This is a genomic window from Dactylosporangium sp. NPDC005572, assembly GCF_040605515.1.
In the GTDB taxonomy this organism is placed as follows: domain Bacteria; phylum Actinomycetota; class Actinomycetes; order Mycobacteriales; family Micromonosporaceae; genus Dactylosporangium.
The window spans coordinates 1-12,169 of record NZ_JBEXCY010000041.1 but is presented as its reverse complement, the minus strand read 5'-3'; the positions used below and the strand labels follow the sequence as shown (position 1 = coordinate 12,169).

Below are 12,169 nucleotides of genomic sequence, written 5' to 3'. Positions count from 1 at the left end.
GGCGCGGGCGGTGGTATGGCTGGTCTGCGGTGTGGGCTGTGGCAGTCAGCATCGCCCGGGCTCGGCGCCGGCGGCGAGGCAAGGCAGGCGGGGCGCGCGGCGGCGAGGCGAGGCCGGCGGGGCGTGCGGCGGCGGGGCGCCCGAGGCTGGCTCGGGCGCCGCTCGATGCCGTTGCTACTTGTTCGGGCGGAAGACCTCGACCGTGCTCGTGCCGTGGAGGTTCTTGGCGCCGTTGTAGCCGCCGATCGCGTACACCGCGCCGCCCGCCGTGGCCAGGGCGATGCCCGAGCGGGGCATCTGCAGCTTCGGCAGCAGCGGGGTCTTCGACGCGTCCTGGCACCACCAGTCGAAGTACTCCGTGTTGCCGTTGTTGCCGCCCAGCACGCACAGGCCGATGCCCTGGATGTTGACGCCGGCCGGGCCCTCGCGCGGGTGGTCGAGCTTGAGGTCGGTGCCCTTCGGCTTGCGCTCGGAGAGCGCCTCGACGTCGTCGTAGACCAGTTCCTGCTTCTTGTAGATGCCGCCGATGAACAGCACGTTGCCGGCGCCGTCGCTCACCGCGGCCAGCTTCTCGCGCGGGTGCTGCAGGCTGCCGATGGTGTCCCAGCCGTCACCGGCCTTGTTGACGGCGAAGATCGTGTCGGTGGCGACACCGTCCTTGGTCGTGCCGCCCGCGTAGATGATGCCGCTGCCGTCGAAGACGGCGGCGCCCGTCTGGCGGGCCTCGGGCAGCGGCGCCTTCTGGTCCCAGTAGAGGCCGTCCGAGCTGAGCTGCATCACTTGCGCGGTGGCGCCGTCGGAGGCCCAGCCGCCGAGCACCCACAGCGCGGCGTTGCGGTCGACCACGACGGCCATGTGGCTCAGCGGCTTCGGCAGGTCCGGGCCCTTCTCCCATTTGCCGGTGTCGCCCTGGCTCAGGTCGTACACCCAGACCGAGTTGATCTGCTGGCGCGGGTCCTGCGCGGTGAAGCCGCCGATCACGTACAGCTTGTTCTTCACCACCGCCGCGCCGGCGCCCTCGATGCCGGTCGCGTTGCCGTTGAGCTCGGTCGGCACGTCGGGCAGCTTGGTCCAGGCGCCGATCGGGTCGGGGGTCTGCTCGCCGCCGTCGGTGCTCGTGTCGCGCAGCGCCGTCCAGGCCCAGGCGCCGCCGCCGATGAGCACCACCAACGCGACCAGGGCGGCGATGAGCGCGCCGCGGCGCTTGCCGCCGCCGCCCGGGTCGACGACGGGCGGCTTCGGCGGGGCGACGACCGGGTCGTCGGGGGAGACCGGGGGCTTCGGCGTGGCCACGGGCGACGCCGAATATCCGGCGAGCGGGGCGGCGCCCGGCGACACCGGGGCCGCGGCCGGCGAGACCGGTGACACCGGTGCGCCGGTCACGGGATAGGCGGGGCCGGCCGGGCCGCTGACCGGCACGCCGGAGACCGGGGCGTCGATGGCCGGCATCGACGACACCGGCGCGGCGCCGGCCCCGTAGACGACACCGGACCGCCCGGAGGACGGAATGCCGGACACCGGCGGCGCCGAGGACGGAATGCCCGAGACCGGCGGGGCGGAGAACGGCACGCCCGACACCGGCGGGGCCGAGGTGGGCGCGGCCGAGGCCGCCGCGCCGTAGCCGGTCTGGGCGGGGATGCCGCCCGACGGCGTCGGCTGGGTCGGCGCGTGGAAGTGCTGCACCGACCCGGCGCCCGGGGGCGGCGACGACACGTAGCCCGACGGCGCCCCGCCGCCGGTGGGGTCGGTGATCGGCTGCTCGACGTGGGCGGGCCGGTACTCGCGGTCGCCCCACAGCGGCTGCCCGGTGGGCAGGTCGTCGGCCGGGGCCGGCTGGGTGGGCACCCCGTACGCGGTCTGGCCGGACTGGCCGGTCTGCCCGCCGTAACCCGGCGCGGTCTGGCCCGGCGCGGTCTGCCCGGGCGGCCCGTAGGCCGGCGAGGCCTGCCCCGCCGGCACGCCGTAACCGGGCGCGGTCTGACCCGGCACACTCGGCCCGGACCCGGTCTGGCCGTGCGGCGGCCCGTAGCCGGGTGGTGCCTGCCCGCCCGGCGCGCCGTAACCCGGCGCGGTCTGCCCCGGCGCGGTCTGGCCCGGCGGCGGCCCGTAGCCGGGTGACGCCTGCCCGGCCGGCGTGCCGTAGCCGCCGCCCTGCCCGGCCGCGGGCGCGTAGCCGCCCGGCGAGCCCTGCCCGGTCGACGGACCGTAGCCGCCCGGCGAGGCCTGGCCGGGCGGGCCGTAGCCCGAGGACGGCGGGCCGTAGCCGGTGCCGGGCGCCGGCGCCCCGAACGCGGCCGCGGTGCCGCCGACCGACGCGGAGCCGGTCGCGACGCCGAAGCGCCCGTCGGTGGTCAGCTCGGCCGGGTGCACGACGGCGCCCTCGGCGACCGGCAGTTCCGGCTGCTCGAGGACGGTCGGCGCGACCTGCAGCTCCTGGTGCAGCATCCGGGCCACCAGCGGCACCCGGGAGGAGCCGCCGACGAGCATGACGCCGGCGAGCTGCTCGGGCCTGAGGTGGGACTGCTGGACGACCCGGGCGGTCTCGGAGACCGTGCGCCGGATCATCGGGCCGATCTTGCGCTCCAGCTCCTCGCGGGTCAGGTGCAGCGCGGCCTCGACGCCGGGGACGGAGACCGGGGCGACCGTGGTGCGCGACAGCATCTCCTTGGCGCCGCGGATGTCCTCCCAGAAGAGCCGCCGGTCGCGGCGGTCCTGCGAGGTCAGCGGCTGCTCCAGGCGGCGCCACCGGTCGGGCTCGGAGCGTTGCAGCACCTCGCCGAGCAGCTCGACCAGGGCCGCGTCGATGTCGAGGCCGCCGACGTCCTCCAGGCCGCCGGAGCCGATCACGGTGAAGCCCTGGTCCTCGTTGCGGACCACGGCGATGTCGATCGTGCCGCCGCCGAAGTCGTAGACGACCATGGCCGAGCCGCGGGGGAGCGGGTGGTTGAGGGCGCTGATGAAATACCGCGCGGCGGCCACCGGCTCGGGCACCAGCGTGACCTGCGGGAACCCGGCGGTGACGGCGGCGTCGTGCAGCAGCGCGCGGCGCATCTGGCCCCACGACGCCGGGTAGGTCAGCACGGCGGGCGGGGGGAACCGGGTGATCTCGCTGATGCCGTTGCCGACCGCGCGCAGGACGGCGGCGAGCACCTGCACGGTCGGGATCTCCACCGAGCCGAGCAGCACCGACGCCTCGTCGATGCGCCGCTTCGGGTTGGGCTCGTAGCGCCCCGGGTCGAGCTGGGCCAGCCGCTGCGCGTCGCGGCCCACCGCGAGCTGCCCGTTGTCCTGGAGGAACACCGCCGACGGCATGAGCGGGGCGCCGTCGAACAGCACGGGACGGCGGCGGCCGTCGGGGGACCGGATGACGGCCACGGTGTTGGACGTGCCCAGGTCGATGCCGACGACGAACCCGCCGGGCGCCATGTTCACCACGACGGCCTACCCAACATCGAGATCTCCTAGGACGATTGACCCGGTGCGCGCCATGCTAGCGGCGTGGTACGACAACAAGCACTATCTGGATCGGGAGGCCGACGGAGTCGGCGAGGCCGATCGCGAGGCCGACGGCGGCGCCGAGGCCGATGCGGAGGCGGCGGGCAGCGTCCGGCGGGGCACCGTGCCGGGCGCCCACGTCGCCGAGAAGTACGGCTGCGCGACGCCCTGGGCGAAGGCCGCCGAGGCGGTCTTCGAGGCCGCGATCCGCCAGTCGGTCTCCTTGACCGACTCGTACCACATGAAGCCGATGATCTCCGGGTGCTTCGGCAGCGTCTTGAGCAGGTCGGTGATCCACTCCGCCTTGCGCCCGGCGGCGTCGGTGGCGGCGACCTCGGTGACCACGATGGGCCGCTTCGACACCTGCTTGAGCTCGCTGAGCGTGTTCCGGTAGATCTGCTCGAACGTCTGGTAGGTCTCCATGCCGGCCGTGCCGTAGTAGCCCGACAGCCCGACCCAGTCGACGTAGTCGTCGCCGGGGTACAGCTGGGACAGCGGCGTCGCGTTCTCGTAGACGACGTTGGGGCTCCACACCCAGATGACGTTCGTCGCCCCGGCCGCGTCGAAGAGGTCGTGGACGTGCCGCCACGCCGCCACGTAGTCGCCGCGCTTGTTGCCGTTGGCGGACTCGCACCAGGGGTACCAGTAACCGTTCATCTCGTGCGCGAAGCGGAGCGCCACCGGGTAGCCGAGCGCCTTGATCCCCTCGGCGTAGGAGCTGATGTAGGCGTCGTACGTGCCGCCGGTGATCTTGGCCAGCCGGTACTCGGGCTGCGTGCCGCGCTCGGTGTCCACCTTGGACTCCGCCCGGTAGTTCCACGGCTCCCAGCCGAGCATCGGCAGCATGCCGCGGTTGACGATGCGGTCGAACGGCTGGCGGTCGAACTTCTTGTGCGTGGCCCAGCCCTGGGCGAACATCATCACCTGCGGCGCCTTGCCGGCGGCCTGGACGAACCCGTTGTAGTCGGTGAGGTCGCCCGGGCCGCGCTCGGTGAAGATGCCGAAGAACGCCTTGCCGACCGGCGGGAACTGCTCGGGGTCCTTCGCCTTCGGCGACGGCGTGAACGTCGGCGTCGGCTCCGCGACCTGCGACTCCCACGTCGCGACCGGCGACGAGGACTCGACGCGCGGCGCGACCAGGAACACGTAGCCGCCGATGACCACCAGCGCCAGGAACATGATCCGGGGCAGCGTGATCATGCCGTCTCCCCGGCCGGGACCCGGGGCGTGGGCAAGCCGGCGTGGGGGACCGCCGGAAAACCGGCCACCGTGGGCAGGTCCGACACGTCGAGGGACGCGTGCGCCGACGCCGTCGCCTTGATCGTCATGATGAGCGTCGGGGGCAGCTGCTCCTCCTCGGGCTCCTCGAGCCGCCGCTCGCGCAGCCACGTGCCGAACGCGATGAGCGGCGGGAACAGCCCGACGGCGACGGACAGGCCGGCCCAGAAACGCAGGGCGATCGAGTCGTACCCGAAGTAGAAGCTCGACCCGATCAGCGCGGCGCCCACGAACGCCCACACGAAGTGGGTCCGGAAGGTCCGCGGGCCGTCGACGCTGCGCAGCCGCCCCTTGGCCGTGACCGCGTAAGCGAGCGGGCGGCGCAGCAGCGCGGCCGTGCCCGCGGCCACGTAGACCGGCACCGCGAACAGCGCCAGGAACATGCCGTGGAAGCCGATCTCCTTGCGCTCGTGGCGGGCCAGGTTGAACCGGCGCAGCCACAGCCACAGCACGGCCCAGGTGCCCATGCTGGCGCCCCAGAGGGCGAGCCAGGGCTGCCACTCGATCTTCGCCGCGTTGACGCCGAGGCCCAGGTAGGCGGCGGTGGCGGCGACGCCCGAGACCGCCGACAGCGCGACGCTCGGGTAGTAGGACTGCACGAGGCCGTAGCAGAGCCGCTGGGCCGCGCTGAGCCGGCGCAGGTGCGGGCGGCTGCGGCGCAGCAGGATCTCCCACACGCCGTAGGCCCAGCGCTTCTGCTGGTTGAAGTAGTCGGTCCAGCTGGTCGGGCCCTCGCCGACGGCGAGCACGTCGGGCGTGTAGACGCCCTTCCAGCGGCGGTCGGTGAGCGGGTTCTTCGCGCCCATCACGACCATGCTGGTGAGGTGGTCCTCGATGATCGAGTCCTGGTAGCCGTCGATCAGGGCCCAGGCGAGCGGCCGGTAGAGGTGGTTGGTGCCGATGAGCAGGGGCGCGTCGAGGCCGTTGCCGCCGCGCTCGATGAGGCCGCTGAAGAGGTACTGCTGGACCGAGGCGCCGTGCACGACCCACCCGTTGTACATGTTGCCGTACACCTGCGGCGCGACGACGAAGGCCACGTCGGGGTCGCGGAAGTAGCCGACGGTCCGCTCCAGGAAGCTCGGCAGCGGCACGTGGTCGGGGTCCATCTGCGCCACCACGTCGTAGACGTGCTCGTGGGTGGCCCGCCAGGCGTTGTGGTTGCCCGACTTGGTCTTCGCGCGGAACGCGCCGTGCTCCTGGTTGAACTCCGGCCGGCCCTTGCGGCTGAAGTGGTGCACGCCCAGCCGCTTGGCCATCGCCTTGACCCGCGGGTCGTCGCCCTCGTCCAGGATCCAGACGTCGACCTGCCCGGGGTACCGCACCTTCTGCATCGCCATCAGCGACCGCTCGACGACGTCGATCGGCTCCTTCGACGGCACGATGGTGGTGAGCATCGCGATCCGCAGGCCGCGCTCGGGCACCATCGGCACCGGGTCGCGCGCCTTCCACGCGAACACCCACACCGCGATGTTCTGCAGCAGCCGCACGCCCTCGACGAGGACGACGAAGCAGAACGCGACCCGCGCGACGATGACGTGCCAGTCACCCGCGTCGACCTGCAGCATCCGCGGGCCGGGGATGTGCTGCGGCAGCACCAGCCAGCCGAGGAAGACCAGGCCGGTGAGGAAGTTGGCCGCGATGAGCAGGGTCAGCATGACCCGCTGCCACGGGCGCGCGGTGTGCCGGAAGACGACCGGCTGGTGCGGCGCGGCGGGCGTGGTGAGCGGCCCGGCGAGCTCGTTGCAGGCCTCGTAGGAGCGGTGCGTCTCGGCGAGCTTGCGCTGGCGGCGTTCGGCCCGCCGCTCGGCGCGCGTCAGTCGCTTCCGGGGTGGTTTCGACCGCTTCGCGGGGGTCGTTTCCGGTGTCGCCGATCGGAGTGCGGCAGTGTCCAGCAACGACCCAGCCTCCGATCCTTTTCCCGGTAACCACTCACCCCCTCGGGCAAGGCTGATCGTATGCGCAACCGGCCATCGCGCAGAGTCGGTAAAACGGGGGGAACCGGGCCGCGGCGGCAATTCATGATCACGGTCCTGAGCTGCTGATACTGGTCTTGGGAGCGATTCCACAGGGTGTGCCGAAGGCCCGATTCCGGCGGAATGTAGGAGATCCGACAGGACATATCTGTACATCTTGTTTGAACCGTTCCAAGAAACCTGGCCCACGTTGGTAGGAGTGAGCACCCGGGTGCCGTGATCCTGTCAATTTCCCGACTGTTTTCTACAGTGCAGTGATGGCCCTGCTGCGCTGCGACTTCTTCTCCGACGTCCTCGGCTTCGGCACCTCGATGACGGTGCTCCTGCCGGACACGGGGACCGACTTCCCGACCCTCTACCTCCTGCACGGACTCACCGACGACGACACCGCCTGGACCCGCAACACGTCCGTCGGGCGCTACGCCGCCGACCGCGGGATCGCGGTGGTCATGCCGCAGGTGCACCGCAGCTTCTACACCGACGAGGTGTGGGGCCGGCCGTACTGGACGTTCGTCAGCGAGGAGCTGCCCGGCACGGCCCGCCGCCTCTTCCGGCTCTCCGGCCGGCGGGAGGACACGTTCGTCGCCGGGCTGTCGATGGGGGGCTACGGCGCGCTGAAGCTCGCCCTGCGCCACCCCGGCCGGTTCGCCGCCGCGGCCAGCCTCTCCGGCGTGCTCGACCTCGCGACCCGCATCCCCAGCCTGGACCGGCCGGTCGACCCGCACATGTGGCAGCGGATCTTCGGCGACCCGGCGAGCGTGCCCGGCACCGGCGACGACCTGTTCCACCTGCTCGGCACGGTCGCCGACCCGCCCGCGCTCTACGTCGCGTGCGGGACCGGGGACGCGCTGTACCCGGGCAACGTCGCCTTCCGCGACGCGTGCGCCGCGCACGGGCTGCCGCTCACCACAGACTTCGGGCCGGGCGCGCACGACTGGGCCTACTGGGACGCGCGAATCCAGGATGTCCTGGCTTGGCTGCCAATGACCGGCCGCTGAGCGGACATCTGTCCGCAAGGCGTTGACACTGCTGGTTGACGGGATGAGAATTCCGTCACCTGACCAGTCTGACCGCCTGGCGGACTTGCGTCCGAGATTGGAGACTGCGATGAGCGCGGTGCTCTTCCGCAACGGCCTGGTCCTCACGATGGACGACACCCACACGGTTCACCCCAATGCCGACGTCCTGGTCGTCGACGACCGCATCGCCGAGATCGGGCCCGGCCTCACCGCCCCGGAGGGCGCCACCGAGATCGACGCCTCCGGCGGCATCGTCATGCCGGGCATGATCGACACCCACCGGCACATGTGGCAGACCGCGATGCGCGGCTACGGCGCCGACTGGACGCTCACGCAGTACTTCGTCTGGTACTACCTGGAGTCCGGCAAGCACTTCCGCCCCGAGGACATCCACGCCGGCAACGTGCTCGCCGCGCTCGAGGCGCTCGACGCCGGCGTCACCACCACCGTCGACTGGTCGCACGGGCTGCAGACCACGCAGCACGCCGACGCGGCCGTCGACGCCCTCCAGTCCGTCCCCGGGCGGTTCGTGCTCGCCTACGGCAACATCCAGCAGGGGCCGTGGCAGTGGTCGGCCAGCCCCGAGTTCCGCGACTTCGTCAACCGGCGCATCCGGCCCGGCGACGACATGCTCGGTTTCCAGATGGCCTTCGACGTCACCGGCGACCCGGCGTTCCCGGAGAAGGCGGCGTTCGAGGTGGCCCGCGAGCTCGGCGTGCCGGTGACCACCCACGCCGGGGTGTGGGGCGCGACCAACGACGACGGGATCCGGCTCATGCACGAGCACGGGTTCATGACCCCGTCGACGATCTACGTGCACGCCGCGACGCTGACGCATGACTCGTACCACCGCATCGCCGCCACCGGCGGATCCGTCTCGGTCTCGACTGAGAGCGAGCAGAGCGCCGGGCAGGGGTACCCGCCCACCTGGCAGCTGCGCGACCACGACATCCCGGTGTCGCTGTCGATGGACACCAGCGTGTGGTGGAGCGGCGACCTGTTCTCGGCCATGCGCTCGACCCTCGGCGCCGACCGCTCCCGCGAGCACATGGCGGCCCACGGCCGCGCCGAGACCGTCACCCACCTGCACCTGCGCGCCGAGCAGGTGGTCGACTGGGCGACCCGGGGCGGTGCGAAGGCCCTCGGCCTCGACGGCAAGGTCGGCAGCCTCGAAGCGGGCAAGAAGGCCGACGTGGTGCTGCTGAAGAACGACCACTCGCCGGTGATGTTCCCGATCCTCAACGCCTACGGCCACGTCGCCTTCCAGGCCCAGCGCGCCGACGTGCACACGGTGCTCGTCAACGGCCGGATCGTGAAGCGCGACGGCCGGCTCGTGGACGTGGACATGGGGGTGAACTTGGCCGGGGCCCGCGCGGCCGTGGAGCGCACGGTCGAGCACCTCGTCGGGGTCATGGGCGAGGACGCGTGGCAGCGGGGCATGAACCCCGACGTGCCGGCGACGAAGGTGCTGGACAATCCCTACACGTACACCGAGTGGGACGCCGGCTCCGCGCAATGGAAGCATGGCGGGAACGACTGAAGGAGCAGCCGATGGCACGCGACGCGGGACCGGACTTCATCGAGGCTCTCGCCCGCGGGCTCGACGTGCTGCGCTGCTTCAAGCCGGGCCGCCCGGTCATGACGCTCAGCGAGGTCGCGAGCGAGACCGGGCTGGCCCGGCCCACCGTCCGGCGCATCCTGCTCACCCTGGAGGAGCTCGGCTACGTCCGCGCCGACCGCGGGTTCACCCTCACGCCGCGCGTCCTGGAGCTCGGGATGGCGTACGTCAACGCGCTCAGCGTCTGGGACGTCGCCCGCCCGCACATGCAGCGGCTCGTCGCCCAGACCGGCGAGTCGACCTCGATGGCCCAGCTCGACGGCTCCGACATCGTCTACGTCTCGCGGGTGGCCGTGCCGAAGCTCGTCACCCTGGCGGTGCAGATCGGCACGCGCTTCCCCGCGCCGGCGACCTCGATGGGCAAGGTACTGCTGGCCGCCCTGGCCCCGGAGGAGCTCACCGCCGTGCTCGACGAGCCCAGCCGGGCCGGCCTCGAGGCGCGCTGGCAGCCGGACCGCGCGGCCCTCGACGCGGCCCTGCGCGAGGTCCGCGCGAAGGGCTGGGCCCTGGCCGACCAGGACCTGGCCCCGGGCATCCGCTCGGTGGCCACGGCCGTGCGCAACGGCGACGGCCGCGTGGTGGCCGCCATCAACGTGACGGTCCACGCCGCCGAGACCCCGGTCGAGCACCTCACCGAGCACCACCTGCCGAAGCTGCTGCGGGCGGCGGCCGACATCAGCCACGACTGGGCGCTGCTGGACGCCGTCCCGGCTACGGTCGCCTGACCTCGACCCCGTGCCGGGCGAGGGCGTCCGTGAACGCGTCCACCCCGCCGTCGTAGAGCGCCGGCCAGAGCGAGTAGCCGCGCCGCCCCCGGCGCATCCGGTGCATCGGCAGCCGGCCCTTGCCGTCGTGCTCCGCGACCGGGGCGTCCGGCCGCAGCACGATCTCGACGGTCGTGAAGATCCACCGGCCGCGCCGCACCGCCGCCTCGACGTCGGGCCACGCGACCAGGATCGAGCGGGGATGGCCGAGCTCCAGCCCGGCCGCCGAGAGCCGGGCCCACACCCGGGCCGCCCCGGTGATCAGCAGGCCCAGGCCGGAACCGGCCAGCGCCGGCAGGATCACCACCGGCGAGAACGCGAACCGCACACCGTCCCAGAACCCGCCGGTGTTCAGGGACACGAGAGCGCTGGCGAGGGCCAGCAGGCACCAGGTGGCCAGTGCGCAGACGGCGATGTAGCCCGCCGTCCGCCGGGGCGTGGCGCGGAACAGCACAGCTTCAGGAGCCGGAGCCGGTGGCAGCATGTCACCATTGTGCGACGTTCAGTCCACTCGCGGTGACCCGTTGCGGGCGCGCTTCAGCTCCGCGAAGCCCGGCGTCGCCGCGACCGCCACGACGCCGTCGAACAGGCGGCCGGCGGCCTCTCCCCGGGGTACCGGAGAAACCACCGGACCGAAGAATGCCGTGTCCCCGACGTGGATCGCGGGTGTGCCGAGGTCCTCGCCGACGGGGTCCAGGCCGGCGTGGTGGCTGCGGCGCAGCGCCTCGTCGAACGCCTCCCCGCCGGCCGCCCCGGCCAGGGCCGGGTCCAGGTCCAGTGCGTTCAGGGCGGACGTGTAGAGGGCCGGGCCGATCGGCTCGCGGTCGTGGTGGATGCGGGTGCCGAGGGCGGTGTACAGGTCGCGCAGCACCGGCTCGCCGTAGCGCTCGGCGGCCGCGACGAGGACCCGCACCGGGCCGAGCGTGTCGCGCAGCCACTCGGCGTACCAGGCCTCGAGCCCCTCGCGGTCCCGGTTGAGCAGCCACAGGCTCATGACGTGGAACCGGGCCGTCACCGACCGCACGCGCTCGACCTCCAGCAGCCAGCGCGAGGTGTTCCAGGCCCATGGGCACTTCGGGTCGAACCACATGTCAACGTAGGTCACCACCCGATCCAACGCCGCCGACTTGGTCCGTAGAAGCGCCAATCCCCGGCGCGGTTCATTGGGCCAAGTTCAGCCCGGCGTGCGGACCGCCCGGAACGTCGTGTGGCGGCGCAGCCGGAAGCCGATCGCCTCGTAGAGCTGGATGGCGTTGGTATTCGACGCCGAGGTGTGCAGGAACGGCTGCTCGCGGCGCTCGCGGATGCCGGCGGCGACGGCCTTGACGAGGCGGGTGGCGAGACCCCGGCCGCGGTACCCCGGGTCGGTGCACACCGCGCTGATCTCCGTCCAGCCCGGCGGGTGCATGCGCTCGCCCGCCATCGCGACGAGCCGGCCGTCGTCGCGCAGGCCGAGGTACGTGCCGAGCTCGACGGTCCGCGGCCGGAACGGTCCCGGCTGGGTGCGCTCGACCAGGTCGAGCATCTCGGGCACGTCGGCGGCGGTGAGCCGGACGGCCTCCGGGTCGGGCGCGGCCTCGAGGGCGACGTCGACGAGTTGGACGCCCGGGATCTCCAGCACCACCTCCCACGCCGCGGGCGGCGGGGGAGCGGCCCCGACGACGGTGACGACCTCGCCGGGCCCGGCGAGCTTCGCTACGTCGTCCCACGCGTCCGCGCCGGCGTCGGGCGCCACGGCCCCGAACAGCGCGACGTCCGGGTGGTACCGCACGGCCCGCCCGCTGACCTCGGCGAACCGCCGATGCGGCCCGGCCAGCGCCGCCCACGCCGGAATGTCCAGCACGTCGTGACTCATGATCCCAACGCTAGATCCACGCACCATCGCTGTCGATATCCCATCCGAATAATAGGATTTCCGCCACCCGCGGCCACGCGCGACCCGCGACCCGCCAGGCCACGCGCGACCCGCGACCCGCCAGGCCACGCGCGACCCGCCACGCGCGGCCCGCCAGGGCCACCTGC

At 72.8% G+C, this 12,169-nt stretch carries 9 protein-coding genes; 3 read left to right on the top strand and 6 right to left on the bottom strand.

Features of this window, described 5'->3' with window-relative positions; translation table 11 throughout:
• Positions 1-174: 174 nt before the first annotated feature.
• From ABZS66_RS21270 to ABZS66_RS21260, 3 genes are all read right to left on the bottom strand, one after another.
• Positions 175-3,426 carry an Hsp70 family protein gene (locus tag ABZS66_RS21270; protein WP_354760241.1) on the bottom strand — a complete coding sequence of 1,084 codons (3,252 nt, stop codon included), beginning with the start codon at positions 3,424-3,426 and terminating at the stop codon, positions 175-177.
• 90 nt (positions 3,427-3,516) lie between these two features.
• Entirely contained in the window at positions 3,517-4,695 is a 1,179-nt protein-coding gene (locus ABZS66_RS21265) for a glycosyl hydrolase (protein ID WP_354760135.1), read from the bottom strand.
• Complete coding sequence (locus ABZS66_RS21260) at positions 4,692-6,668, bottom strand: glycosyltransferase (protein ID WP_354760133.1); 1,977 nt, start codon at positions 6,666-6,668, stop codon at positions 4,692-4,694. Before ABZS66_RS21260 ends, ABZS66_RS21265 begins: the two co-directional genes overlap by 4 nt.
• A 335-nt stretch (positions 6,669-7,003) precedes the next feature.
• On the opposite strand from ABZS66_RS21260, the gene ABZS66_RS21255 reads away from it, so the two are divergent.
• From ABZS66_RS21255 to ABZS66_RS21245, 3 genes are all read left to right on the top strand, one after another.
• Positions 7,004-7,744 (top strand): alpha/beta hydrolase family protein, encoded by a 741-nt coding sequence (locus ABZS66_RS21255; RefSeq protein ID WP_354760131.1) that lies wholly within the window; start codon positions 7,004-7,006, stop codon positions 7,742-7,744.
• A 109-nt stretch (positions 7,745-7,853) separates the two neighbouring features.
• Entirely contained in the window at positions 7,854-9,305 is a 1,452-nt protein-coding gene (locus ABZS66_RS21250; RefSeq protein WP_354760129.1) for an amidohydrolase family protein, read from the top strand.
• An 11-nt stretch (positions 9,306-9,316) separates the two neighbouring features.
• A complete protein-coding gene (locus ABZS66_RS21245) occupies positions 9,317-10,108 on the top strand; it encodes an IclR family transcriptional regulator C-terminal domain-containing protein (RefSeq protein ID WP_354760127.1) in 792 nt (263 codons plus the stop codon).
• Here ABZS66_RS21245 and ABZS66_RS21240 read toward each other — a convergent pair.
• From ABZS66_RS21240 to ABZS66_RS21230, 3 genes are all read right to left on the bottom strand, one after another.
• Positions 10,095-10,631 (bottom strand): hypothetical protein, encoded by a 537-nt coding sequence (locus ABZS66_RS21240; RefSeq protein WP_354760125.1) that lies wholly within the window; start codon positions 10,629-10,631, stop codon positions 10,095-10,097. The genes ABZS66_RS21245 and ABZS66_RS21240 overlap by 14 nt on opposite strands.
• A gap of 18 nt (positions 10,632-10,649) precedes the next feature.
• On the bottom strand, positions 10,650-11,237 hold the full coding sequence (locus ABZS66_RS21235; protein WP_354760240.1) for a disulfide bond formation protein DsbA: 588 nt from the start codon (positions 11,235-11,237) through the stop codon (positions 10,650-10,652).
• A gap of 84 nt (positions 11,238-11,321) precedes the next feature.
• A complete protein-coding gene (locus ABZS66_RS21230) occupies positions 11,322-12,002 on the bottom strand; it encodes a GNAT family N-acetyltransferase (RefSeq protein ID WP_354760123.1) in 681 nt (226 codons plus the stop codon).
• Positions 12,003-12,169 lie beyond the last annotated feature (167 nt).

Bases quoted from the DNA above. Each gene is read 5' to 3' on its own strand.
- ABZS66_RS21270 (WP_354760241.1), bottom strand. From the start codon at position 3,426: ATGGCGCCCGGCGGGTTCGTCGTCGGCATCGACCTGGGCACGTCCAAC.
- ABZS66_RS21265 (WP_354760135.1), bottom strand. From the start codon at position 4,695: ATGATCACGCTGCCCCGGATCATGTTCCTGGCGCTGGTGGTCATCGGC.
- ABZS66_RS21235 (WP_354760240.1), bottom strand. From the start codon at position 11,237: ATGTGGTTCGACCCGAAGTGCCCATGGGCCTGGAACACCTCGCGCTGG.
- ABZS66_RS21245 (WP_354760127.1), top strand. From the start codon at position 9,317: ATGGCACGCGACGCGGGACCGGACTTCATCGAGGCTCTCGCCCGCGGG.
- ABZS66_RS21255 (WP_354760131.1), top strand. From the start codon at position 7,004: ATGGCCCTGCTGCGCTGCGACTTCTTCTCCGACGTCCTCGGCTTCGGC.
- ABZS66_RS21230 (WP_354760123.1), bottom strand. From the start codon at position 12,002: ATGAGTCACGACGTGCTGGACATTCCGGCGTGGGCGGCGCTGGCCGGG.
- ABZS66_RS21250 (WP_354760129.1), top strand. From the start codon at position 7,854: ATGAGCGCGGTGCTCTTCCGCAACGGCCTGGTCCTCACGATGGACGAC.
- ABZS66_RS21240 (WP_354760125.1), bottom strand. From the start codon at position 10,631: ATGCTGCCACCGGCTCCGGCTCCTGAAGCTGTGCTGTTCCGCGCCACG.